The following is a 24,488-nucleotide window of genomic DNA, read 5'->3' on the forward strand; positions in this document are numbered from 1 at the left end:
CTCCAGAACTAAAATGGACTGAGAGATAGAAAACAAAAGTGAAACAGGAGGATATTTCCATGAATAAAAATGTACTTATCATATCAACCAGTCCAAGGAAGGACAGCAATTCAGAAATTTTGGCGAAGGAGTTTGCCAGAGGAGCAGGTGAAGCGGGCAATCATGTGGAGATTGTTTCTTTAGCGGATAAGACCATCAATTTTTGCAAAGGCTGTCTTGCCTGTCAGAAGCTTGGACGCTGTGTGATTGAGGATGATGCAAATGCAGTTACACAGAAAATGCTGAATGCAGAAGTCATCGTATGGGCAACACCGATTTATTATTATGAGATGTCGGGTCAGATGAAGACCATGATCGACCGCGCTAATGCACTTTTTTCACTGGATTACAAATTCCGTGAAGTTTATCTCATTGGAACAGCAGCAGAAAATGAGAAGGGGGCTGTTGATGGAGCTGTCCATGGTTTAGAAGGATGGATCGCATGTTTTGAGAGGGCGAAATTATGCGGTGTTGTGCGAGGTGTAGGTGTAGATGCACCTGGCAGTGTACGTGAGAGCAGCGAGGCACTAAAAGAAGCTTATGAGATGGGAAAGAATGTGTAAACGGTAAAAAAGGTCTTGATCTTATCGTAGGAATATGAAAATACCCCCAGTCGGGAATCGCACCACACGTTAACTGTGGTAATCTTCCCGGCTGGGGGTTCATTTTTACTCATTTGTCTAAGTAAAAGGCTGAAATGCCTCATTTTCTCCACTATGCATCTTCCGGTATTCCTGCGGCGACATATGGTAGGTTCCCCGGAATACTCTTGAGAAATGGTCCGCCGAATTATATCCGATTCGTTCTGCAATCTCACTGATCTTTTGATTCGTATTCGTCAGGTAATCCACCGCGTCGGCCATCCTCAAGCGTTTGATCAGCTCTGTAAAGTTATGCCCCGTATTCTGCTTGATCAGGGTACACAGATGTGGCTCACTATAGTGGAACATCTCTGCCAGCGATGAGAGGCTGAGTGTCTGATAATTATGCTGGATATACTGCAGCACCAGGGAGAAATCAGATCCCATCTGGTAGTTATAGAACTGCAGGGTCTTGCTGTAATTTCGAAGAAGATTTGAGAACAGCAGGTTGATCCAACTGATGCAGCAGGTATTGCTGTAAGCGTCATTCTTGTAACTTTCCCCCATGGCATTGCGGACGATTGTCTTTAACCATGTATTATTTTCCGCAAAAAACAGCAGATAATTGGCGTGGGAATCATCCTGCAGGATGGTCCTGAAAAAGTAGGAGAGCAGGTCCTTCCTCGACATCAGAGAAAAGAAGGTGGTGTCAAAGGTGCTCTTTCTCAACATAATGCAGAATACAGTCGAGTCGTCGTCAATGACCAGATCATGTTCGGAGGACGGCGCAATGATGCAGATTTCTCCTTCCTTCATGACCCGGCTCGTCTTTTCGAAGACAAAGGTACAACTGCCCTGCACGACATAATCAATTTCAAAATAATTATGGGTGTGGGGAGACGGCCGTGTATATCGGGGATGTCTGATAATAAACACATCTCTCGTCTTGGGGATGATATCGGTCTCAGCTACCTTCGAATTCACCGCCTGGTTAGGGGTCAATGTAAGTACCAGGGAATCTACTATGCGGTCAAATTCTTCATCGGTCATATTTCCGAACATTTCTTTCGAAGCAGGTGCCTCCGGCGGCGTGTCCTTTAGAAGTCCTTTTCGATATAAATAATCTGACATCTCAGGAAACTGCATGCGGTTCCCTGTACGCAGATAATATTCTTTCATCTGTTTTTGAAATTCCCCGTAGGTAATATAATATGGCATACCGTTTTCCTCCCTGTTCCAAAATAAAGTCGGATATTATGGATGCCTTCAGTATAGCAAAAGTTAATTCCCAGTTCAAGGAACAGATTTTATCTTATGCCGTGGTAATATCCCCGAAGGATAACAGAAGTGTGCATATGAAAATACGTCGGATTCTGAAAAAAATAATACATGGAGGTTTCGGGGAAAGTATTTTAGAATGAATAGTAAGAAGTGGAAAAGAATATTTAGAGCGCATCAAAAGGAGAAGAGAGCATGATCAAATATCATGAAAAGCCATTTTATTTAACCGAAGAACAAGTGAAATGGGTAGAAGATACATATGATTCTATGAGTCACGAGGAACGGATCGGACAATTATTCTGTCCTATCGTTTTTACAAAAGAGGAACAGGAATTAAAGGAACTGGCAGAGACAAAGCATATCGGCGGGATGCTGTACAGGGAAGGACCGGGAGAGGAATTAAGGCAGGCACATGCGGTATTGCAGAAAGCATCCAAAATCCCCCTTTTGACAGCGTCTAACCTGGAATACGGCGGGAATGGTTCTGCAATCGAGGGAACCTATTATGGGCGGGAGATGCTCGCGGCAGCCACAGGGGATGAAGAAAAGGCCTATCAGCTCGGGAAGGTGAGCTGCAGTGAGGGTGCCGCAGTCGGTGTCAACTGGTCCTTCGCCCCGGTCGTGGATCTGGATTTGAACTATCACAATCCGATTACAAATGTACGTACCTTTGGTTCTGATCTTGATACCGTAATCCGAATGGGAAAGGCGTATATTCGCGCGGCGAAAGAGGAAGGCGTGGCGACCTCTGTAAAGCATTTTCCGGGAGACGGAGTGGATGAGAGGGATCAGCATCTTGTAACGAGTGTCAATTCCCTTTCCTGTGAGGAGTGGGATGCTTCCTACGGAAAGATTTATGAGGAAATGATTAAGGCCGGAACTCTGACCATCATGGCGGCCCATATTGCAATGCCGGCTTATGAGGAATATTTTGACAGGAACAAGGCAGATAGAGTGATTCCGGCAACATTATCCAAAAACCTGCTGATGAACCTGTTAAGAGAAAAATTAGGATTCAACGGTTTAATTACGACAGATGCGACACCGATGGTAGGCTTTTGTTCCGCCTGTGATAGAGAGACTGCGATTCCACTCAGCATTGAAAACGGGTGTGATGTGATTCTATTCAACAGGAACATGGAAGAAGACTTCTGTTTTATGGAAGAAGGTTATAAAAAAGGAATTCTCTCTGAGAAGCGTTTGGAAGAAGCCGTGAAGAGAATTCTGGCAACAAAGGCTGCCATGGGACTGGTCGAAAAACAGAAGGCTGGTACGCTTGTACCGGGACCGGAAGCACTGGAGATCCTGAGGTGCCCGGTTCATGACACATGGGCGGCAGAGTGTGCAGATCAGGGCGTGACTCTTGTAAAGGATACCCAGCAGTTACTTCCGATTCAGCCGAAGGAGCACAAAAGAATCCTTCTGGAAATGATGGGGGATTTCCCATCCAATGAAAGGGTATGCGCCTCCTTTGTGGAAAAGCTTTCTAAGGAAGGATTCGAGGTCACGGTATATGAACCAGAAGGGTTCGAGGTGATGGAGGATACCGTAACAGACTTTAAGAAACGTTATGACCTGGTACTTTATATCGGAAATATTGAGACGGCATCGAACAAGACCGTATCTCGTTTGAACTGGCACACCATGTTCGGGCTTGGCAATAATATGCCATGGATGGTCCATGAGCTTCCCGTATTGTTCGTCAGTGTGGGGAACCCATATCACCTGTTGGATGCGCCGATGGTTCAGACCTATATCAATGGTTACTGCAATTCAGAATACGTCATTCAGGCAGTTGTAGAGAAAATATTAGGGAGAAGCGAATTTAAGGGAAAATCTCCAGTGGACCCATTTTGCGGGAGAGAGGACTTAAAGTATTAATGTCTTGATGGAAACCCGGAAAAGCAACAGCAGACGATACAGCTAATATGAGAAAGGAATCAATATGCGAATTACAAATATCAGAATCAATGGCATTGAGAATCCGAGAGGGTTCCTCTTTGAACAACTGATCTGTTCCTGGAATGTCCGGGAGACAGAGAGTAAAAAGCAGACTAATGTTGTGATTGAAGTAAGTACTCAGAAAGATTTTCAGGAAATTCTTTACAAAAAGGAAGGGGCAGATTTAGATCAGAGTGGTGAGAAGCTGGAGTTAAAACTGCAGCCCAGAACCAGCTACTTTTACCGAATTACAGTGACCGGGGATAAAGGAGATCAGGCAGTCAGCGAGGTCTGTACATTTGAGACGGGGAAGAGGAACGAGGACTGGAGAGCGGACTGGATCAGCCCGTCTAAGGAGGATACCTTTCATCCAGTGATGATTAGGAACTTTTCAATTTCCAGAAAAATCCGCCGTGCCAGATTATATGCCACAGGTGTGGGATTATTTGAGGCATATTTGAACGGGGAAAAATTAGGAGAAGAGTATCTGGCTCCTTATATGAATAATTATGAGAAAAACATCCAGGTGATGACCTTTCCTCTGGATGATGCTCTGAAAGTGGATCAGGAGAACACCCTGGAAATCCTTCTTGGAAAAGGCTGGTACATGGGCACCTTTGGGCTGGATATGCAAAAGGAGAATTATGGTAACCGGATGGCAGCCATCGCGGAGCTGCATCTGGAGTACGAGGACGGGACCAGTGAGTGCATCTGTACAGATGAAAGTTGGGAATATTACGGCTCTGACATCGAGGATTCCGGGATTTATTTCGGAGAAATTTTAAACCGTACCCTCTGGGATGGAAAAGAGAATCCAAAGCGTCCGGTGGAGGTCCTGAAAGCCCTGGAGGAAAGCATAGGAACAAAGAATCTGTGTAAGGCCCATCTGATGGACCGTATGAGTCTTCCGGTGCTTGTAAAAGAACAGCTTTTGGTGCAGGAAATCGTGCAGACTCCGGCCGGGGAGACCGTTCTGGATATGGGACAGAATTTTGCCGGATATCTGGAATTTCATGCGGACTTTCCAAAGGGAACAAAAATCGTACTTGATTTTGGGGAGATCCTCCAGGAAGGAAATTTTTATAATAAGAATTACCGGGAAGCAAAGTCCCAGTTTGTCTATGTGTCAAATGGAACTCCGGAAAGGGTGCGGGCACATTTTACCTTTTTTGGATTTCGTTATGTCCGCGTGAGCGGATGGCCGGGAGAGTGCCGGAAGGAAGATTTTATAGGAAAAGTCTTATACTCTGATCTGCGCAGGACCGGTTATGTGACCACTGGAAATGAGAAGATCAACAGATTATATAAAAATACTGTTTGGGGACTGAAGTCCAACTTTATCGATATGCCGACAGACTGCCCGCAGAGGAGTGAACGGCTCGGCTGGACAGGAGACGCACAGGTCTTTGCACCGACTGCAAGCTACCATATGGATACCCGCGCATTTTTCCATAAATTCGTGAAGGACCTGAGGGATGAACAACAGTATTTGGACGGCGGTGTCCCCAATTATCTACCGAATATCGGTCATAAAGAGGATGTTGGAAGTGTTTGGGGAGATATCGCAACATTCCTGCCCCATACACTGTATACCACCTATGGAAATCTGGAAGAAGTGGAATACTGTTATCCTCTGATGAAGGATTGGGTAGATTATATTGACCAAAGAGATGCACAGAGAGGGCAGAAGAAGTATTTGTTCAATTTCGGATTCCATTTCGGGGACTGGCTCGCATTGGACGGACCGACTCCGACCAGCTTCAAGGGGAGCACGGATGATGATTATATTGCTTCTGTTTACTATTACCGTTCCGCACAGATCGTAAGACAGATGGCAGAGAGGCTGGAAAAACAGGAGGATGCGGCTCACTACAAAGAATTAGAAGAAAAGATCTCACAGGCAGTCAAGGAAGAATTCTTTACACCGACGGGACGTCTGGCAGTAGATACGCAGGCGGCTTATGTGATTGCACTTAAATTTGGCTTGTATATAGACCGTGAAAAGCTGATTGAACAATTTCGCTTGAGATTAAAGAAAGACTGTAATCAAATCAAATGTGGTTTCGTGGGGGCACCTCTGTTATGTACGGTTCTGGCAGAAGCCGGGCTGTACGAAACGGCGTATGATTTCCTGTTAAAGGAAGGCTTCCCGAGCTGGCTGTACAGTGTCAACCTTGGTGCTACGACGATTTGGGAACGTTGGAATTCTGTGCTGCCGGATGGGACGATCAGTGATACGGGAATGAATTCCCTGAACCATTATGCCTACGGTTCCGTGATGGAATTTGTCTATGCATATGCCGCAGGAATCCGTCCTTTAAAGCCTGGCTTCAAGCGTGCAGTCATTGCACCGCACCCGGATATCAGACTGGGGAAACTGGAATGTCTGTATGACTCCGTGAATGGATTATATGTCAGCAATTGGAGCATTGAGTCAGACGGAACCTTGAACGTGCATGTAGAGATTCCATTTGGATGTGAGGCAGAGGTAGAGCTGCCGGATTACCCGGATGGAAAACAGATTCTTTCTGCAGGAGCCTATGATTTCGCATATAGACCGGACCACGACCTGCGCAGACCATACCATAAGGGAACAACACTGAACAGAATCGCACAAGATAAAAAGGCCCTGGAAGTCCTTGGAAAATATGCACCTGCGATTGCCGGCATAGCGGCATCAGGTGACCCGGAAATGGGGGCCAATACATTGGAGCAGATTTTAAGTATGGGATATCTTCCGTTTGATCCGAATGAGCTTAAAAAGGCAATCACAGAAATTACAGAATTAGAGGTAGCTGTGAACGAAGTGATTCAGTAGAAAAGGAAGATTATTTTCCTTCGAGAGGAGAAGAGAATGGAGACATATTACCAGATAGAGAAAATGGACGGTTATGATAGAATCTCAAGCCCTGAAAATGTATTTTCTTACGTGATCGTGGGAAGTGAGAGTGCAATGCTGATTGATACAGGGTATGGCTATGGGAACTTTAGGGAAGTGGTCCGTACGATTACAGAAAAGCCGCTGTATATTATCAATACCCATGGTCACTGTGACCATGCAGGCGGAAATGCTCAATTTGAAGAGCCGGTCTATATCCATGAAAAGGATATGGAACTGTGCAGGGAGCATACTTCTGAAAACATACGCAGGGATAATGCAGAACGTGCAAAGCACAACCTGGATTATGAGACCGGAAACGAATACAACGGTCTTCCAGAGGAGTTTCATATGGAAACATATGCGGCTCTTGGCTGTGGAGACTTAAGAGTAGTGAAAGAGGGGGACGTCTTTGATCTGGGTGGAATCCATATGGAGATTCTGGAAACTCCTGGACATACAAAGGGAGGAATTTCCGTTTTTTACCGGGAAAAGAATCTTCTTTTTATTGGAGATGCAGCCGGACATTTTGTGTGGCTGTTTTCAGAAGAGACGACAAGCCGTGAGGAATATATTCAGACTTTAGAAAAAATGTATGCTCTCAATGCAGCCGGGTATATAGGCGGACACAATCCTGATGTGATAGAACGAGAGGATTTTCTGTTATACATCCGGGCAGCAAAAGAGGCTGATTATGAAAAAGGTGAGCCGTTCCATGCATTTTTCGGAGAAGAATATTGTCCCCGTGTGTGTGCCGTGGATGGGATGACATTAAAGGAGATGTTTCAGCCAGGGTTTGCCGCAGTGGTAATCAGTGCGGAAAAATAAGAGGGAAGCAGAAGAAAAACCAGCAGAACGCATGAAGAGAAGTATGCAGAATGGAAGAGCAGGAGGGAACAGGATGGAACCAACGTTAGAACAGATCTTTGGCACCTATATGTCATGGAAAATAGATGACACTACCTGGGTGATTAATTTTATGAATGGAACCGAGAACATGTATCTTTTGGAAGGGGAGGAGAAGGCTCTCCTTTTAGATACGGGATATGGAGTGGGAAACTTGAGGAAATATGTAGAGCGGCTGACAGAGAAGCCGGTCATCGCAGCCAATACCCATTATCATCCCGACCACTCCGCTGGAAATGGGGAATTTGAGCAGGTATACCTAAGCCGTGGGGCCAGCCTGGATGCACCTTCTGTAGAAACGCCGGGGGCTGTGCCCTTTGATTTGGCAAAGCTGCCATATCCCGATTATGAAAAAATCTACATCCAAGAAGGGGATCGGTTGGAACTTGGGAACCGGACCATAGAGGTACTGGATGTCAAGCCAGCCCACTGCAACAGCAGTCTGTTCTATCTGGACCGGGGGCATCGGATGCTTTTCTGTGGGGACGAATTAGAGGCCGCGCAGGTCATGCTGTTCGATAACTCAAAGAACCCGGATGCACCTTATGATGTAAAGATAAGATTGAATCATTTTAAAGAGAATTTTTTACGGCTGAAAGAACTTTCCGACAGCTTTGATTATCTGCTCCCGAATCATAATGGTTATCCGATCGCGAAGAGCTATATCGATGAATATATTGGTCTTGTGGACAGCATTTTTACAGGAACGGCTGTGATAGAGGACAAGCTGAACCATCCTTATGTGGAGATGGACCCGGGCGCAGACAAGCTGTGCAGGGTCAGATATAAAAACGCAAGCATTTTTATCGAAAAAGAGCAGGTCATGAAGGTGTATGGAAAATAAAAATGATACAGGAATGAAGGAGAAAATCGTGAAGGCATTTATTTTTGATTTAGATGGAGTCATCGTATTTACAGACAAGTTCCATTACCAGGCATGGAAGAAGATGGCGGATGCAATGGGAATCTATTTTGATGAGGTGATCAATAATCGCTTGAGAGGGGTGAGCCGGGCGGAAAGTCTGGAAATCATTCTGGAGAGATATGACGGGGAACCATTATCAGACGAAAAAAAGGCGGAGCTGATGGAGGAGAAAAATAATACATACCGGAAACTCCTGGCGACAATGACACCCGCGGATGTGACTGATGAGGTGAGAGACACCCTGAAAAAACTTCATGAGCAGAGATACAAGCTGGCAATCGGTTCCTCCAGCAGGAATGCGAAGTTTATTCTCGAGAAGGTGGGGCTTCTGGATGCCTTCGATGCAATTTCAGATGGAAATAACATTACCCATTCCAAACCAGACCCGGAGGTATTCACAAAGGCAGGCGAATTCCTGGGTGTAAAACCAAAGGAATGTGTAGTCGTGGAGGATGCCTATGCAGGAATCGATGCGGCTAAGGCGGCAGGGATGACAGCAGTCGGGATTGGAGATGCAGCAGGATATGCGAAGGCTGATTATCAGATCGAGTCGTTCCGTGAATTACTTGCGATACAAGGTTAATCTTATCAAGGAAGCAGCGAGGTGGATTTAGAATATCCGCTTTCACTTATAAAATGTCGCTTTTACCCTTTGTGTTTGTCGTGAAAACACATTGCCAAAAATCGATAGAACGTTAAACTAATAGATAAAGTATTTTTAGAGTAGATGGCAGTAGGAAGAAGGAGGAACTAAATATGCTGACAGAAGAGATTAAATTGTATCCGGATCGAGAAGACGTGACATTGACTACATATGTAATTGCGGAGAAGGGAGAACTCCATGCACAGGGGAATCGCCCGGCAGTCCTGATCTGCCCGGGAGGCGGCTACTTTAACTGTTCAGACCGGGAGGCTGAGCCTGTTGCACTGAAATTTGCATCCATGGGATATCATGCATTTGTCCTTAGGTATTCTACATATGACGAAGGGAAGAATCAGTTCCCGGATCTGACCAGACAGATTGAGCCGAAAGAAAAGACAAAACATCCTGCTCCGGTACGCGATATCGGAAAAGCCATGCTGTACATCCGGGAACATGCAAAGGCATGGTCCGTTGATATGGGACGTGTTGCCGTATGTGGTTTTTCAGCGGGAGCCCACAATTCAGCGATGTATTCTGTATATTGGAATAGCCCGCTCCTTACAGAATTCTTTGGTGTGGATGCCGAAATGCTCCGCCCGGCGGCTGTAATCCTGGGATATACTCTGAGTGATTATATTTTCATGAAGGGTGTAAAGAAGAATGAGATGGATACAGCCTTTTTCGCGGCATCTAATACTGCATTCCTGGGGGAGGCCAATCCTTCCGAAGAAAAGTTAAGAGAAGTGAGTCCGGCGTTGAACGTCACAGAAAATACCCCGCCAACGTTCCTCTGGGCAACGGCTGCAGACAGGATGGTCCCGGTACAGCACAGCCTGCGTATGGCACATGCACTGGCGGATCATAAGGTGCCGTTCGAGATTCATATTTTCGAGGAGGGGGATCATGGCTTAAGTGTTGCGACCCAGGCATCCGCAATGTCCAGGACGATGCTCAATCAGGATGCGGCAAAATGGGTCGGCCTGGCAGAGTGCTGGCTGGAAAAACGATTTGCCCTTGATCTGCCCCAAAAGACGGCATTTGAGCAAATGATGGAGCGCTAATTCCGGCCTTATCTACCGGAGGGAATACATGAATTTCAGGTAGAATATCTGTCGGCCAACGGAAAGATACAAGTAGCAGTAAAAGAGACGGCAGGAGAAATATATGTGTCGGCAACCGTGGCACAAGGGATAGAAACAGAGATTGATATATCAAATTTAAAGGCGAATAAAAGGATTATCGTGAACAGTTGACCGGATATCCGGTTTCACATTCTTCAAACACACATTCTTCAAACTGCTTGATTTTGTTCTTCTATCAAGGTATGATAGTGAGATACTTTTGGTAGATGATAGCAACCAGTAATTTATGATGTGAAGATATGTAAGGATGTGATTTTAAATGTTCAAGAAAACTATTTTGTACCTATTAAAGCCGCTTTCATTTTTGCCGGCGATTATTATGATGTATGTGATCTTTTCCTTTTCCGCGCAGTCGGGAACGGATTCAGGTAACTTAAGCTATACGGTCAGTCATAAGATCGTGACATTTGGGAATATTGTACTCCAAAAAGGGATGGAGGACTGGGAGATTGATGAGAAGGCCTATGAAATTGAATATCCCGTGAGGAAGATTGCTCATATGACGGAGTATTTTATCCTGGCGGTTACGGTATCCCTGCCGTTTTATGTATATGGACTTCGGGGAATCTGGCTCATGCTGGTGGCAGGACTGATCTGTGTGGGATTTGCCTGCGGGGATGAGTACCATCAATCCTTTGTGGATGGCAGAGGGCCTTCTGCTAAAGATGTGGGGATCGACAGTATCGGTGTATTCTTTGGAATCATGACGGTACGGATCTGCTGCTGGACAGTGCTTGCCCCGGCCAGGATGATGGAACGAAGCAGACGCAGATGGGAGCGTAAGCGCGCGAAGCAGAGGGCACATGAGCGGGAGATGCAGAGGCGGCATAGAAAGCGCGGAAGCTGGGATGAATATTAAAAAAGATGGATGAAGAAATCCTCGTAAGAATTAGATTCTTACGGGGAATTTTTTTGAAATTTTTATAGGTTATGATATAATAAACGCAAGATATTCTCTAACAAAGCGAAACAAACGAAAAGAGGAGTATAGAATATGAGCATAAAAGGTTATAAATGCCCGTCCTGTGGTGGAAATCTGGTATTTAACAGCGATACCCAGAAGCTGCAGTGCCCATCCTGCGGCAATGAGATTGAGATGGATGAAATCCAGAAGTATGCAGAGGTTGTAGAATCAGCAGACGAGCAGGAGGATACATATGAAGGGGATGAAGGTTCCCAGGAATCTCCAAAGGAATGGGAAGTAAAAGAAGTCGATGGTAAGATCATCTATACGTGTCCGGCCTGTGGTGGAGAGGTGGATGCCGACCAGACTACAGCGGCTACAAAATGTCCTTATTGTGACAGCCCTTTGATTCTGCCGGGACAGGTGTCAGGAGAATTCCGCCCGGATCTGATCATACCTTTCCAGTTGGATGACAAGGACGCTAAAGAGGCTTATCAGAAATTTTGTAAAGGAAAGCGGCTTTTACCGAAGATGTTTCAGTCAGATCAAAGGTTGAAGGAAATAAAGGGAATCTATGTTCCGTTCTGGTTATATAGCTGTAAGGTAGAAGGAACCATGACGCTTGATGCCCAAAAGAAGAAGACGTGGAGCGACGGTGATTATGAGTATACGCAGACGGATTTTTACCTGCTTACCAGAGATGGAGAGGTCTATTTCGAACATGTACCGGTAGATGGTTCGGTTGAGATGGATGATAGTTATATGGAATCCATTGAGCCTTTTGAGATAGATCAGGCTGTGCCATTTCAGGAAGGTTATTTGTCGGGATATGAGGCAATGAAATATGATCAGGCTAAGGACGAATGTTGGGACAGGGCGGAGAAGAGGATAGATAAAACATTTGGAGGTATTCTGTATGATTCTGTTGAAACTTACAAGTATAGTTCTGTATCTTCAAGAGGCTTCACTGCTTCCTACAGTAATAAAACAGTAAAATATGCATTACTGCCCGTATGGGTATTAAATGTAAAGTATAAAGACAAGATGTACCATTTTGCAATGAATGGACAGACCGGGAAGATGGCAGGAATATTACCGGTAGATTGGAAACTGTTCTGGAAATATACTCTGGGTATATTTGCTGGCAGCAGTCTGATCATATACATACTAATGTTGATTTTTTTACTATGATTTTAGAAAAGGATGTTTTCAAGAAACGTTGTGACTATATATGATGGAAGAGGGACAGAGAATGAAGAAGATACGATTTGTGGCAGCACTGCTTTGTTTGTTTCTGGTAAATGTAATGCCAGTTTCAGCCGATGATGCAGCAAGTCCGCCGAAAGTAGTTGATCATGCCAATCTCCTGAGGGATACTGAAGAGGCAGAATTGACAGAGAAGATCAATAGTATGATTGAAAAATTTCAGATAGATGTAGTTCTGTATACAGAAAGCCGGAAACACGGTGCGGATATTCAGAATGAGGCAGATTTATTGTTCGACAATAATGGATACGGAATCGGAGATACCAAAGATGGCGTGTTGTTTTTGCTTAGTATGCAGGAGCGGGAATGGGCAATCTCAACACATGGGAAAGCCATTGATATGTTTTCTGACTATGCACTGAATAAAATGGGGCAGAAGGCAGCGGAAAAATATTTCTCTAAAGGCCATTATAGCAATGGGTTTAATAGTTTTCTGGATACACTTGACCGTACAGCTGATAATCATATGAAATCAATAGAACAGGCGAAAGATAATAATGCAGGAATAGCAGAACAGGGAACAAATGAAGCGAATGAAGCGAATGAAGCAAATGAAGCGAATGAAGCAGATGAAGCAAATGGAAGTGCAGATATAGAAGTTTCGGAGGAAAAGGATCAGCCTCAGGACAGTAGTACTACCGATAAAGTGGAACAGAATCAGGAGGAGCAGGATCAGGAGAAAGAAGACGAAGAGGATGAAAAGACGCCGGTAGATTATATTATTCCGGCACTGATATGTGGTCTTATCATTACATTGATTATTATGCGGAAAATGAAGAAAAAGCTGAAGGCGGTAAAATCTCAGGATGATGCAGATGTGTATAAAAGTAAAGATATTGGGGCCAAGATTTATAAAAATGATGAATTCTTGACAAGCAAAATAACAAAAACACGTTTGGAGAAGCATGAGCCCAAATCAAGCGGTGGTGGGACAACCCACACCAGCTCAAACGGAGAAAAACACGGAGGAGCCAGTGGGAAGTTTTAAACATAAGAACCTATATGTATGTTATTTTAAATTAGGAGGTTACCAGATATGGGATTATTGAAAGCAGGAGTCGGAGCGGCAACAGGGGTGCTTGAAGACCAATGGAGAGAATATTTTTACTGTGAATCTATGGAAGATGGTGTCATCGCTGCCAAGGGAAGAAAGCGTACGTCCAGGAGAAGTTCCAATAAGCGGGGGGAGGAAAATATCATCAGCAACGGCGCAATCATTGCAGTGAATGAAGGGCAGTGCATGATTATTGTTGATCAGGGGGAGATTGTAGCGTTTTCATCAGAACCGGGAGAATTTGTATGGGATAATTCTACGGAACCCACGATTTTCAGGGGTGGATTTGAGGAAGGGGTAGCAGAGGCCTTCGAGACATTTAAAAAACGTTTTACATTTGGAGGAGATACCGGTAAAGATCAGAGGATTTACTTCTTTAACACAAAGGAGCTGATGGGAAACAAATATGGCACTCCCCACCCTGTACCGTTTAGAGTGATAGACCAGAATATAGGGCTGGATATGGATATTGCAATCCGTTGTTTTGGGGAATATTCGTATCGTCTAAGCAATCCTATTCTGTTCTATAAAAATGTCTGTGGAAATGTGGAGACTGAATTTTCCACGAGTGAACTGGACAGTCAGTTGAAAAGTGAGCTGCTAAATGCGCTTCAGCCTGCATTCGCTCGAATTTCAGATATGGGAATCCGTTATAGTTCACTGCCTGGGCATACCATGGAATTGACGGATGCATTGAAAGAAATTCTATCAGATAAGTGGAATGGTACAAGAGGAATCGAGATTGTATCTATTGCGATCAGCAGTATTCGTGCATCTGAAAAGGATGAAGAGTATATCAAGGAACTGCAGAGATCAGCCGTATTCAGGAATCCGACTATGGCAGCAGCGTATTTGTCAGGTGCGCAGGGAGCAGCTATGCAGTCGGCGGCAAAGAACGAGAACGCAGGTGCATCAATGGCATTTATGGGAATGGGCATGGCAGGAAATATGGGAGGAATGAACGCCCAGAATCTTTATCAGATGGGACAGCAGCAACAGAATAGTCAGCATATGGAATCGGCAGGGCAGCCGTCAATGGCAGGACAGCCGATAGCATCTGGCTGGGACTGCAGCTGTGGAGCCACGGGGAATACCGGGAAATTCTGTACGGAGTGTGGAGCTCCAAGGCCGATACCGGCAGAAGGATGGAGCTGTTCCTGTGGAACCGTGAACAAAGGCAAGTTCTGTACAGAGTGCGGGGCAAAAAAACCAGCGGGAGTACCACAATATCGTTGTGATAAATGTGGCTGGGAGCCAAAGGACATGACGAATCCTCCTAAGTTCTGTCCTGAATGTGGAGATCCATTCGATGATGGCGATATTATATAAATAAAAGAAAGTGACTTTTATCCCAAACGGGAAGCATGTTTACATAAGGCTTCTTGTTTGGGATTTTTTATAATCATGAAAGTTTTTGACTAAAATTTGGGTATATGAGGCAGAATATACAAAGCCGGATATCTGAATATGGAAAATAATTATGTAGAGTTTTTCATGTACCGCAAAAATCAGGTTTCCATATTTTACTTTATTACATATGTAAGGAGGATGAGAAATGGAACTGATAAAATTGTCTGGAATTTTAATTGTTATTATAGGTTTTGCTCTCAAGCTGGATTCGATTCTAATTATCCTGATTGCCGCAATTGTTACGGCCCTGGTCGGAGATCTAGGCGTTGTAGGTCTTCTGGAAACGCTGGGGACGAGTTTTATTTCCAATCGGAATATGGCTATTTTCATCCTGATCATGCTGGTAACAGGGACTTTGGAACGCAATGGTCTCAAACATGCCGCCGCAGAATTGATCGGAAGGATTAAAAATGCTTCTGCTGGAGCTGTCATCGGCGCATATGGAATTATGCGTGGATTGTTTGCTGCATTTAATGTCAGCTTTGGCGGCGTAGCAGGCTTTGTACGGCCGATTGTTATGCCGATGGCTTCCGGCGCAATCGAAGCAAGGGGACATGAACCGAATGAGGAACATGTGGAACAGCTCAAAGGAATGGCATCGGGGATGGAAAATATTGCCTGGTTTTTCTGGCAGGTCCTGTTTGTTGGCGGTTCCGGTGCACTGTTGGTGAAGTCTACACTGGAGACACTAGGCTATAGTGTGGAACTGATTCACCTGGCGAAGGTGGAGATACCGGTGGCAATCTTTGCTCTTGGAGTGGGAACTGTCTATTATTTTTTGAAGGATAGAAAATTATATAAAAAGTATTATGGAAATAAAAAAGAGAATCGTGCAGCAAAATAAAAGGGAGGCGCCTTATGTCTTATTTTACCAGTCCTGATATTACACTAGGGGCTAAGCTTCTGGAAATCATTTATCTTGTGATGGGGGCAATTACGTTATACACAGGAATTAAAAATGCCACGGATAAGGAGAATCCTTCTCAAATCGGAACTGGAGTTTTCTGGTGTTCTTTAGGGATAGTCCTTGCATTCGGAAGGTTTATTCCACCTGTAGTGAACGGCGGTCTCATCGTTCTAATGACAATTCCGGCTATTTTTAAAAGGGTAAAGATCGGGAGAATAGAAGATGTTCCAGAAGAATCGATAAAGAGGATGTCCGAAAAAATTGGCATGAAAATTTTTGCTCCGGCTCTTGCAATCGGAATTTCTGCGATTATTTTTGCTATTTTCCTGCCCAGTCTTGGAGCCGTGGTCGGAGTAGGAGCGGGAATCATCATTTCCATCCTCATTCTGATGATATTATCCAAGGAAAATAAACCAATTGTTTTTCTGAAAGATTCAGAGCGGCTTCTATCTACGGTAGGACCTTTGAGTATGCTGCCGATGCTGCTTGCCAGTCTGGGAGCAGTTTTTACAGAGGCCGGTGTGGGAGGTGTGATTGCGAACCTGGTGGGCAGAGTGGTGCCGAAGGGTAATGTAATCCTGGGGATTATTATTTTTGCAGTGGGGATGGCCCTTTTTACCATGATCATGGGAAATGCCTTTGCGGCTATCACTGTGATGACGGTCGGAATCGGCGCTCCGTTTGCACTTCAATATGGGGCTGACCCTGCGGTGGTCGGAATGCTGGCGCTCACCTGCGGTTTTTGCGGCACCTTATGTACCCCGATGGCTGCGAATTTTAATATTGTTCCGGTCGCTATGCTTGATATGAAAGACCGCATGGGCGTCATTAAGAATCAGCTTCTTCCAGCCGTCCTGATTTTGTCTTTCCAGATTATTTATATGATTTTTGTGAGCATATAACAACAGGGCGGTGCAGAAATGAAGGAATATAGCAAAGTAGAGCGTGGTGCCATGATTGTGATTCGGGACTGGCTAAGGCTCAAGCCATGGGAAAAGCTTTTAATTGTAACAAGCGAAAATCATATGCCGGAGGCGGAGGTGCTCAGACATTGTGCCCACAGGCGCTCGAAGCGGGTAGATCTGATGGTAGTGGAGAAGAGAGGTAAGCATGTCGGTATTTTTTTCGACCATCATGAGGATGTATTTGATGGATATCAGGCAGTCATCGGTGCCACAGACTACTCTCTTGTAACAACAAAGGCGACGAAAAGAGCCATCCGGCGGGGAAGTAAATTTTTGTCTCTGCCATTGTCGACCAATAATGGGAAATCCATGCTGTCATACCGTTTTATGATGATGGATACAAAAAAGAGTAAAATGATGGCTGGGATTATTATGAAATATCTGAATTCTTCCTCAGTCATACATGTCCGCACGAAGCTGGGAACGGATTTGAAATTATATAAGAGGAATCGAAGGGCCGGGTTTTTTAATGGAGTGGTCAAGGATGGAAACGGGTTTTCTTCTGCCAGTATTGAAGTGTATGTTCCCATCGAGGAGACAAAAACAGAAGGCATTCTTGTTCCAGATGGGTCTCTGGGGTATATTGGAAGGGTAGAAGATCCATTTCACATTTATTTGGAGAAGGGGCGGATTACCGAGATTGAGATGACGCGGGAAGGGGAGCGGTTAAAGGAATATATGTCAGATTTTCATGACTCCGGAATATATGTGGCGTCTGAACTTGGAATTGGATTAAATTCCTATGCCAAATGCCGTGGTAATTCCTATATAGAGGATGAGTCCGCATATGGCACTTTTCATATAGGAGTCGGAAGGAATATTGCTCTTGGTGGTGTACACGAGGCAAACGGGCATTTTGATCTCGTGGCAAAACGTCCCGATATCTATGTGGATAATCGGAAAATTATAGAACGCGGAAAAATTATTATTCCAGAGCCGGAGTTTTTCTGAACGAAAACTACATGTTCAATCAGGTTTCCGGCAGATTTGATACGGATCAGTAGGATGTAAAGAAAGAGGGGGAGAAGAGAATGAAAGTTTTAATAACAGGATTTGATCCATTTGGCGGTGCAGATATTAACCCAGCATACGAGGCGGTGAAGCTTCTGCCAGATCAGATAAAGGATGCTGAGATTATCAAAATGGAGATTCCAACGGTTTTTGAAAAAGAGGGGGAGATACTTGAAAAGGGAATTCTTGAAAATAAGCCGGACATCGTGATCTGTGTTGGGCAGGCGGGAGGCCGCTCAGCCGTTACGATTGAAAAGGTCGCTATCAACCTGATTGAGGCAAGGATTCCTGATAACGAGGGCAGACAGCCATTGGATTGCCCGGTTCACGATGATGGTGAGAATGCATATTTTGCAAAACTTCCTGTAAAGGCTATGGTCCACGAGATAAAATCTCATGGAATACCTGCGAAAATATCATATACAGCCGGAACTTTCGTCTGCAACGATGTTATGTATAGATTGCTCTACATGATAGATAAAAAATATCCAAGTATGAGGGGCGGATTCATCCACGTGCCGTATTTGCCCGAACAGGTAACAGATCTGCCGGATGGAACTCCGAGCATGTCGGCCCAGATGATTGCAGATGCACTTAGGTATGCGGTAGAGGCAGCGTTGGAATATGAGGAAGATATACAGGCTGTCACTGGGGAGACTCATTGAGATTACGTCTTTCATTTGTGATGTGAATGGTGCTGCAGAGTTCTTCGCTGCTGACATAGAAATACTCCTTTCCAATAAGAATTACATATTTTAATTCTTATTGAAAAGGAGTTATTTTTTATACTATTCTTTTATGAACACAGTTTTTATCTTCCCATACTCTTCATGACATTCTTCACAACTTCCTGCCGCATCCCTTCATCCGGGTCAGATGATGCCTTATAATCCGCATACCGAGCCGCTACATAAAGATAATCAGACAAACGGTTCATATACTGCATTGCCTTAGAGTCTGCACCATAATTCTGAGCGACCTTACGAAAACGGCGTTCCGCCCTTCTTGCCACGGCTCTTGCCACATCCAGTCTTGCAGACTGTTCACAGCCGCCATACAGGACAAATTCCTTAGCGCGAGGAAAAGAATCCTCCAGATGGTCAATCTCTTCTTCCAGGGCCAGAATCTCTTCTTTCGTAAAACGATAGTCCAGATTGCGTGGGTCAGCGATTCCTGCCATCATCTGCATCAGTTCTTTTTGAATCTTGGAAAGACGGTCACTCAAAGACTGGTCAGCAATTACCTTTGCAAGTCCGATATTACTGCTCAATTCATCGATTGTGCCGAGTAGTTCGATCCGGTCATCGGACTTGGAGACACTGATTCCATTCATGAGGGAGGTCTTCCCTGAGTCCCCATTTTTAGTGTAAATCTTCATAGTCATCTCCCCTTTTCATGTTGTAGCTTAGATTCGAGTCGTATATGTAAGTCATTTATTTGAAAGGCAGCTTCTTGATAGCTCTGGCACTGTTGGCCCCCAGTTTTCTTGACTGCTCCTGACCTGGTTCTAGATACCCTTCAATACTGTGGCCTTTTGGTATCCCACGCATCTGCAGTGAAATACTGCATCCATTCATACCGATTCCAGAGCCGAGCATAGAGTCATTGGCCGCAGTCCATGCCAGTTCGTCAGGGGAAGCCTGCTCCATCTCTTTGATTTCGTAAAAGACGCCCTCTTCTTCGATTCCGGCGCAGACCTCCTTTAAGGTGGAAGCGTCCGGCTGGTATGTATATATGAAAATAGATGGTTTCTTTATAATCATGATCTTTCTCCTGCATATGAAAGCACAAGTCCTGTGGCGACTGCATTACGAGGACCTTCAGTACCACGGATATTCCCTCGGCCGCATACGATTCGGTACCCGGCAAATTCCTCCATGAGCATCTCGGGTATCTCAAAGTCTTCAGCGGAACCTCCGACCAGAACTACATTCGAAATATTTTTCAGATCGTGTCCCGGAGCCACCTTTTTTAGTGCTCTAAAAGCGTTGGTAACAAAGACCTTCCGTTTTGCATCCCTGCGTACCTGGACAATCTTTTCCATTGGAATATCCTTCTCAATCCGAATAAAACCGTTCTCAGCCAGAAGCACGACTCTGCCGTAAAATCTGGGGTCAATGGATTCATCAACAAAGGTCATCTGTCCATTCTCCATGCGCATATGGAATAGGCTCTCCACCTTGGCAAGAGGATACTTTTTGATCTGTTCCGCCATATGGCGGTCTCCCAAGCCAAGCTCCGTCTCAATCAGCATGGATACCAGCTCCCCGGCTCCTGCCTGATGTGTCATTGTCACTTTTCCATCCTCGGAGATTACAGCAGCATCGGTGGAACCACCGCCCATATCCAGAATCGCAAGCGGCAGCTTCGTTCCTGGTGTGGTCAGCGCTCCCAGGCTTGCCATCACTGCCTCGACACCAGCCACTTTGACCTCGGTACCGAGGTCCAGCTTTAACTTTTCCGCAATCTCCTGCATCGGAAGCTTCTGTGTCTTTACCATGGCGGCGATGCCTACTGCCTTCTCCAGACATGTCTCACCTGCCAGTGCGCCGGAAATCAGGACCGGTGCCAGTGTGTCGACGGCCAGGATATCGGTGATGCGGATATCCGCATTCGGAGTCTGATCTAATTCGCTCATCCCGTGCTTAATTCGGGTGAGCATATTTCCAACGTTAGTATTTGGTTGTCCGCTGATGTCGTAGATATTTCCGGCATCGGCTACAGCCTGCATAATCTTCTCTGCCCCTTCATCCAGATTGATGGAAGAACTGTTTTCAGCATCAAAATAAATCTCTCCAGCAGGCAGGATATTCTCACGGACATTTCCGCCGGGAGTCTTGAGTACTACGGCGCTGCGTTTTCCAATCAGGCTCTTGGCGATTGGGGTCACTGTGCGGGTCTCTTCTGCATCCAGGTGGAGCAGTGTTGCGATTCCATACGGGTTGGAAAGCATCCGCACCGTCTGGCCCGGAAGTGCCACCTCGATAGCAGCCAGAACACCGTCCGGCAGCTTGTCGATCCGGGAGACCTCGTCGATGATCGGGACCTTTTTACGCAGGCGGTTCTCCACAAGCACAGCCTCGTCAGCCTGCAGAATCACACCTGTGATATTCAGAGAATCCGATGCCTGATTCAGAATCGCGGCCACCTCTTCATAGGAATAGGTACTGGGGGATGCAACAATATAAGGCGTGCCCGGCACCCCGCGGGAAAGCTTATCAATCAGAAGGATCTCACCTACGGCTTGTCCTGCTCCGGCAGGGGTGGACGGATTATGTCCGATCATGGAAGAATCCGTGATGATAGTCTCGGTCAAGGTCTCCATCGCCGTATCGCCGATGACCGGAGCCGCCTCGTTAAGCCGGATGAGGGAAATGTCTTCGACTTCCCTGCCAATCTTACTCATGGCCTGCTTTAATGCCGATTTGATGGCATGGGTATTCGCGACCGTTCCTTTGGTTCCGGTCGTAGGGCAGGAGGCACTGGTCAGAAAATGAATATTCCCATCAGAGCGTACTTCTCCTACACATGCTTCAGTTGTTGAATTCCCAATGTCTACTCCGGCGATATAACTCAAAGCAGAATCCCTCTTTTCTCATAAACTTCTGCGGCCTCCATGACAAGGCGTGCACAGTTTTTCGCATTATATTTTTCCAACAGTTCCTGAGCCATCAGAACCAGCTCCAGCTTTGTGGAACGGTTCGGGCGCAGCTTATCATACATTTTCAAAATCACATCGTCCGGTACATCGACCAGCTCAGCGGCACGTTCAAAGTTCTTCTCCATCGGGTCATTGCCGGCTTCTTTGGCAACCTGGCCCTGGGCCTTTAACATGTCCTTGGATATCTTGATATCGTCAGCAGAGACATGGTTCTTCATGACCTCATCAAGAGTGATGTCAGTCAGCTTCTTCCCTGTCTTTGACGCAATCTTCTCTTTCTCGTGTTCTCCTAATGGGTACTGCATTTATCTTCCCTCCCATTCGATAATTCCGACTTCAGAATCCAGCTGCTCGGTCTCTGCGATGTGCATCAGAGCGGCTTTGACCTGGTATTTCGGTCTGGACATCGGGTCATTGGTACATGGAACAGGTACGACCTGCTCGCCTTTGACATATTTGGCTGCATTCTTTCCAATCTTCCGGTAAGTCTCCAGGTCCATCAGCGGTGCCTGTGGGAACAGCTCCAGGTTGGAAAGCGGATACAGATCCTTCTGGTGGATGACTGTCGTTCCCTTGGACTGGATGCCGATGCCGATTCCGGAACCGGACAGCTTAGCAGCCTCCAGTGCCATAAAGCAGACGTCTGAGGTGTCCAGAATCTTAACGACTCTTGGAATCATGCCTTCTTCTTCGATACCTGCTTTTACATTTTTCAGGACGTCCTCAAGCGGAATGCCGCAGATCGTTTTCTTGATCTCCATCTGGAAAGCGGCGCCGACTCCGATGACTACTTCCTTCGGGTCCGTTCCCTTCTTTGCCCTTGGATAAGAAGCGTAGGAGGTCTTGACCGGATTGATCCTGTCGCGTCCTTCCATAGATGGTACAGGAGCAGGTGCACTCACCTTAACACCTGTTCCGTCTGTTCTGTGCTTCATCTCTGTGAGGACTGCATTTGTTATCTGTTTTACTAAATCTTCATTTACCTGCATGCTCTTTCCTCCTATATATCCTGTGGGTTAATGATATGAGGGATCTTCTTGATCTCCTCCCAGCGTTCGCCTTCTACGCGGTATCCCGTTCCCGGTCCCATGTAATCATTCGGAGTATTGACACCGGAAAGTACGTGGAAATCTTTGTCCAGAATGGCAGCAGTCTGCATGTAATCGCCGACCACACGCTGCTTGAGCATGTTCAGTACGCTCTCGGCAATATCCTGGTATCCGGATTCTGCCAGCGCTTTGACCACATCGACACCCGTGATTCCACGTTTTAACACATCTTCAGCAGCCATCAGGTCAGCCGTCACATCACGGGGAAGCGTATCTTTACTTCCGTGTGCATAAGCAACTGCTTCCACCTGCTCATCGGAAATCGGAGAGAGTCCGAGCTGCCCAAATACAGCCTGTACAGCCTTGCCGGCTTTCATCCTCACGCGGATGACCTCTTCCTCTGTTACAGGTTTCAGTCCGCCGTCCACCTGCATATCTCTCTGCAGTACATTATAATCATCAAAATCTTCCGCATCGAAGTTCGAACCTGCGAACATATTATCGTAGTTCGGTTCTGCCGCATATCCTGAGAAAATGAAGTCAGTTCCCGGCAGGAACTGCAGCATAGTCCTTGCGGTTCTTCTCATGTCAGAGTTGGAAAAACTCTGGTCATTGGAGGATGCACATTCCAGTCCCAAAAGTGCAGCGACAAGATTCTCACTCATAACCTCACGGATACCTCCCGGTACAGCTCCCGGCACGCCGATACAGCTTACGGAACCATTCTGGATTCCCTGGCTTCCGGCACCTTTGGTCGCATAGAGGCAGCGGCACTCCAGATAGAGCATGGACTTCTTCTCGCTGTTGCCCATCAGTACTTCAGAGCCTGATCCAGATGTAAAACGGACCTTTAAGCCTCTGGAGGCATATGCGGAGTTCAAAAATGCTTTTGAATATGGAGTATCATCCCCATCGATAAATACCTTTTCAGTTCCATATACGGAAAGGGTCTCTGCGTATGTAGTCAGTCCGCGGATTCCCAGCTCCAGCTCGGTCGCTTCCTCAGCGGAGCACTGGGTCAGTACACCCGGGCGTCCGACCTGCGACCCGATCAGAAGAGCCATTGCGCTGAGCGGTGCGTATCTTGCAACACCCATGGTCGTCTCTTCCTCGGCAAATCCACGTAAAGCGCCCTCGGCAGCATCTGCTGCAATCTGCACCGGATCGTCCTTCAAGTTGGTAATATGGGCCTGGTTCCCCGGAGTCTTACGTGCACGGATCTTCTGCATGCCCATCATCAGTTCCACGACATTCAGATGGTTCATGACCTCCACCATCTTGGCAGGGGTGATTCCGCTTATTACCTCCAGTATCTCCTTCCTGGAGACGTGGATATCTACGATCATCCTGGCAATATCCAGTGAAGGGACTGTCATGGATCTTTCCGCTCTTTCAATATTAATTGCATAATCTGCAATAAACTGGTCGATAAAATCGAAATCCTCTCTTTTCTTACCATCCAGCTCCACGATCTTCCCATTCTCAATTTGAATAGACGGCTTCGGATCATAAGGGCTGCTCATTGCGACAAATCCCATCTCCGGCCACTCATTGATGTAGCCATCCAGATTGACGGGGCGTCGATCCAGCGTTTCAATACGTTTTGATCTCTTCATCCTTTTCTTCTCCTAACGCATACTTTATTCCACAGCTTCCTGCGGACCCGCCCGCAGGGCATGTATTACGGTGTGCTCCTGGGATATATCTTATCAGATATCAACTGCCTGATAAGTACAATATCCCCAATATTACAGTAATTTTATTATACAACAACCACAGGGAAATAGCAATCTAATATTGTGAGAAACAAGCAAAAAACCACAAAGATGAAGATGGAAAACCACAAGAAACAACATTTATGAAATTTACTGACTGGGAAAGCAATATATAGGAGTGCTAAAGAAAAAGCACCTGCCGTTTTGGCA

At 45.8% G+C, this 24,488-nt stretch carries 22 protein-coding genes; 15 read left to right on the forward strand and 7 right to left on the reverse strand.

The features are described from left to right. The first annotated feature begins 59 nt into the window (after positions 1-59). Positions 60-602: a flavodoxin family protein gene (locus HGO97_RS08200; protein WP_216240827.1), complete on the forward strand. Its 543-nt coding sequence runs from the start codon at positions 60-62 to the stop codon at positions 600-602. A gap of 117 nt (positions 603-719) precedes the next feature. On the opposite strand, the gene HGO97_RS08205 is transcribed toward HGO97_RS08200, so the two are convergent. Then, positions 720-1,838, reverse strand: coding sequence for an AraC family transcriptional regulator (locus HGO97_RS08205; protein ID WP_216240828.1), 1,119 nt, complete (start codon positions 1,836-1,838; stop codon positions 720-722). 255 nt (positions 1,839-2,093) lie between these two features. Between HGO97_RS08205 and HGO97_RS08210 the strand changes: the two genes are divergently transcribed. The 14 genes from HGO97_RS08210 to pcp all read left to right on the forward strand — a co-directional run bounded on the left by HGO97_RS08210 (position 2,094) and on the right by pcp (position 18,518). Further along, positions 2,094-3,782: a glycoside hydrolase family 3 protein gene (locus HGO97_RS08210; protein WP_216240829.1), complete on the forward strand. Its 1,689-nt coding sequence runs from the start codon at positions 2,094-2,096 to the stop codon at positions 3,780-3,782. Between the two features lie 64 nt (positions 3,783-3,846). Next, positions 3,847-6,660 carry an alpha-L-rhamnosidase gene (locus HGO97_RS08215; protein ID WP_216240830.1) on the forward strand — a complete coding sequence of 938 codons (2,814 nt, stop codon included), beginning with the start codon at positions 3,847-3,849 and terminating at the stop codon, positions 6,658-6,660. 36 nt (positions 6,661-6,696) lie between these two features. Further along, a complete protein-coding gene (locus HGO97_RS08220; RefSeq protein ID WP_216240831.1) occupies positions 6,697-7,548 on the forward strand; it encodes an MBL fold metallo-hydrolase in 852 nt (283 codons plus the stop codon). Positions 7,549-7,621: 73 nt separating this feature from the next. Beyond that, positions 7,622-8,470 carry an MBL fold metallo-hydrolase gene (locus tag HGO97_RS08225; protein ID WP_216240832.1) on the forward strand — a complete coding sequence of 283 codons (849 nt, stop codon included), beginning with the start codon at positions 7,622-7,624 and terminating at the stop codon, positions 8,468-8,470. Next, positions 8,460-9,134: a beta-phosphoglucomutase gene (gene pgmB / locus HGO97_RS08230; protein ID WP_246597362.1), complete on the forward strand. Its 675-nt coding sequence runs from the start codon at positions 8,460-8,462 to the stop codon at positions 9,132-9,134. The genes HGO97_RS08225 and pgmB overlap by 11 nt, the downstream gene beginning before the upstream one ends. A gap of 173 nt (positions 9,135-9,307) precedes the next feature. Further along, positions 9,308-10,255, forward strand: a complete 948-nt coding sequence (locus HGO97_RS08235; protein ID WP_216240833.1) for an alpha/beta hydrolase — start codon at positions 9,308-9,310, stop codon at positions 10,253-10,255. 340 nt (positions 10,256-10,595) lie between these two features. Then, positions 10,596-11,195 carry a VanZ family protein gene (locus HGO97_RS08240; RefSeq protein WP_246597363.1) on the forward strand — a complete coding sequence of 200 codons (600 nt, stop codon included), beginning with the start codon at positions 10,596-10,598 and terminating at the stop codon, positions 11,193-11,195. A gap of 135 nt (positions 11,196-11,330) precedes the next feature. Continuing rightward, a complete protein-coding gene (locus tag HGO97_RS08245) occupies positions 11,331-12,431 on the forward strand; it encodes a hypothetical protein (protein WP_216240834.1) in 1,101 nt (366 codons plus the stop codon). A 61-nt stretch (positions 12,432-12,492) separates the two neighbouring features. Next, entirely contained in the window at positions 12,493-13,494 is a 1,002-nt protein-coding gene (locus HGO97_RS08250) for a TPM domain-containing protein (protein ID WP_216240835.1), read from the forward strand. Positions 13,495-13,542: 48 nt separating this feature from the next. Beyond that, positions 13,543-14,889 (forward strand): SPFH domain-containing protein, encoded by a 1,347-nt coding sequence (locus tag HGO97_RS08255; RefSeq protein WP_216240836.1) that lies wholly within the window; start codon positions 13,543-13,545, stop codon positions 14,887-14,889. Positions 14,890-15,115: 226 nt separating this feature from the next. After that, complete coding sequence (locus HGO97_RS08260) at positions 15,116-15,814, forward strand: DUF969 domain-containing protein (protein ID WP_216240837.1); 699 nt, start codon at positions 15,116-15,118, stop codon at positions 15,812-15,814. Positions 15,815-15,828: 14 nt separating this feature from the next. Then, positions 15,829-16,779 (forward strand): DUF979 domain-containing protein, encoded by a 951-nt coding sequence (locus tag HGO97_RS08265; RefSeq protein ID WP_216240838.1) that lies wholly within the window; start codon positions 15,829-15,831, stop codon positions 16,777-16,779. 18 nt (positions 16,780-16,797) lie between these two features. Beyond that, on the forward strand, positions 16,798-17,793 hold the full coding sequence (locus HGO97_RS08270) for a M29 family metallopeptidase (RefSeq protein ID WP_246597364.1): 996 nt from the start codon (positions 16,798-16,800) through the stop codon (positions 17,791-17,793). 80 nt (positions 17,794-17,873) lie between these two features. After that, on the forward strand, positions 17,874-18,518 hold the full coding sequence (gene pcp / locus HGO97_RS08275) for a pyroglutamyl-peptidase I (RefSeq protein WP_216240839.1): 645 nt from the start codon (positions 17,874-17,876) through the stop codon (positions 18,516-18,518). A 146-nt stretch (positions 18,519-18,664) separates the two neighbouring features. Here the strand turns inward: pcp and HGO97_RS08280 are convergent, their stop codons facing one another. The 6 genes from HGO97_RS08280 to HGO97_RS08305 are packed head-to-tail and all read right to left on the reverse strand — an operon-like array spanning position 18,665 to position 24,179. Further along, entirely contained in the window at positions 18,665-19,231 is a 567-nt protein-coding gene (locus tag HGO97_RS08280; RefSeq protein WP_216240840.1) for a cob(I)yrinic acid a,c-diamide adenosyltransferase, read from the reverse strand. 55 nt (positions 19,232-19,286) lie between these two features. After that, positions 19,287-19,616, reverse strand: coding sequence for a glycerol dehydratase reactivase beta/small subunit family protein (locus HGO97_RS08285; RefSeq protein ID WP_216240841.1), 330 nt, complete (start codon positions 19,614-19,616; stop codon positions 19,287-19,289). Then, positions 19,613-21,430 (reverse strand): diol dehydratase reactivase subunit alpha, encoded by a 1,818-nt coding sequence (locus tag HGO97_RS08290; RefSeq protein ID WP_216240842.1) that lies wholly within the window; start codon positions 21,428-21,430, stop codon positions 19,613-19,615. The genes HGO97_RS08285 and HGO97_RS08290 overlap by 4 nt, the downstream gene beginning before the upstream one ends. After that, positions 21,427-21,819: a diol dehydratase small subunit gene (locus HGO97_RS08295; protein ID WP_216240843.1), complete on the reverse strand. Its 393-nt coding sequence runs from the start codon at positions 21,817-21,819 to the stop codon at positions 21,427-21,429. Before HGO97_RS08295 ends, HGO97_RS08290 begins: the two co-directional genes overlap by 4 nt. Next, on the reverse strand, positions 21,820-22,503 hold the full coding sequence (locus HGO97_RS08300) for a propanediol/glycerol family dehydratase medium subunit (protein WP_216240844.1): 684 nt from the start codon (positions 22,501-22,503) through the stop codon (positions 21,820-21,822). A gap of 11 nt (positions 22,504-22,514) precedes the next feature. Next, positions 22,515-24,179: a propanediol/glycerol family dehydratase large subunit gene (locus tag HGO97_RS08305; RefSeq protein WP_216240845.1), complete on the reverse strand. Its 1,665-nt coding sequence runs from the start codon at positions 24,177-24,179 to the stop codon at positions 22,515-22,517. Positions 24,180-24,488: the final 309 nt, after the last annotated feature.

Source organism: Faecalicatena faecalis (genome assembly GCF_012524165.2).
In the GTDB taxonomy this organism is placed as follows: Bacteria; Bacillota; Clostridia; order Lachnospirales; family Lachnospiraceae; genus Faecalicatena_A; species Faecalicatena_A faecalis.

Excerpts from the sequence above, each read along its gene's own strand:
- HGO97_RS08200 (WP_216240827.1), top strand. The coding sequence starts at position 60 with ATGAATAAAAATGTACTTATCATATCAACCAGTCCAAGGAAGGACAGC.
- pcp (WP_216240839.1), top strand. The coding sequence starts at position 17,874 with ATGAAAGTTTTAATAACAGGATTTGATCCATTTGGCGGTGCAGATATT.
- HGO97_RS08205 (WP_216240828.1), bottom strand. The coding sequence starts at position 1,838 with ATGCCATATTATATTACCTACGGGGAATTTCAAAAACAGATGAAAGAA.
- HGO97_RS08280 (WP_216240840.1), bottom strand. The coding sequence starts at position 19,231 with ATGAAGATTTACACTAAAAATGGGGACTCAGGGAAGACCTCCCTCATG.
- HGO97_RS08260 (WP_216240837.1), top strand. The coding sequence starts at position 15,116 with ATGGAACTGATAAAATTGTCTGGAATTTTAATTGTTATTATAGGTTTT.
- HGO97_RS08235 (WP_216240833.1), top strand. The coding sequence starts at position 9,308 with ATGCTGACAGAAGAGATTAAATTGTATCCGGATCGAGAAGACGTGACA.
- HGO97_RS08250 (WP_216240835.1), top strand. The coding sequence starts at position 12,493 with ATGAAGAAGATACGATTTGTGGCAGCACTGCTTTGTTTGTTTCTGGTA.
- HGO97_RS08255 (WP_216240836.1), top strand. The coding sequence starts at position 13,543 with ATGGGATTATTGAAAGCAGGAGTCGGAGCGGCAACAGGGGTGCTTGAA.
- HGO97_RS08270 (WP_246597364.1), top strand. The coding sequence starts at position 16,798 with ATGAAGGAATATAGCAAAGTAGAGCGTGGTGCCATGATTGTGATTCGG.
- HGO97_RS08305 (WP_216240845.1), bottom strand. The coding sequence starts at position 24,179 with ATGAAGAGATCAAAACGTATTGAAACGCTGGATCGACGCCCCGTCAAT.
- HGO97_RS08215 (WP_216240830.1), top strand. The coding sequence starts at position 3,847 with ATGCGAATTACAAATATCAGAATCAATGGCATTGAGAATCCGAGAGGG.
- pgmB (WP_246597362.1), top strand. The coding sequence starts at position 8,460 with ATGGAAAATAAAAATGATACAGGAATGAAGGAGAAAATCGTGAAGGCA.
- HGO97_RS08285 (WP_216240841.1), bottom strand. The coding sequence starts at position 19,616 with ATGATTATAAAGAAACCATCTATTTTCATATATACATACCAGCCGGAC.
- HGO97_RS08225 (WP_216240832.1), top strand. The coding sequence starts at position 7,622 with ATGGAACCAACGTTAGAACAGATCTTTGGCACCTATATGTCATGGAAA.
- HGO97_RS08245 (WP_216240834.1), top strand. The coding sequence starts at position 11,331 with ATGAGCATAAAAGGTTATAAATGCCCGTCCTGTGGTGGAAATCTGGTA.
- HGO97_RS08220 (WP_216240831.1), top strand. The coding sequence starts at position 6,697 with ATGGAGACATATTACCAGATAGAGAAAATGGACGGTTATGATAGAATC.
- HGO97_RS08295 (WP_216240843.1), bottom strand. The coding sequence starts at position 21,819 with ATGCAGTACCCATTAGGAGAACACGAGAAAGAGAAGATTGCGTCAAAG.
- HGO97_RS08265 (WP_216240838.1), top strand. The coding sequence starts at position 15,829 with ATGTCTTATTTTACCAGTCCTGATATTACACTAGGGGCTAAGCTTCTG.
- HGO97_RS08210 (WP_216240829.1), top strand. The coding sequence starts at position 2,094 with ATGATCAAATATCATGAAAAGCCATTTTATTTAACCGAAGAACAAGTG.
- HGO97_RS08240 (WP_246597363.1), top strand. The coding sequence starts at position 10,596 with ATGTTCAAGAAAACTATTTTGTACCTATTAAAGCCGCTTTCATTTTTG.
- HGO97_RS08300 (WP_216240844.1), bottom strand. The coding sequence starts at position 22,503 with ATGCAGGTAAATGAAGATTTAGTAAAACAGATAACAAATGCAGTCCTC.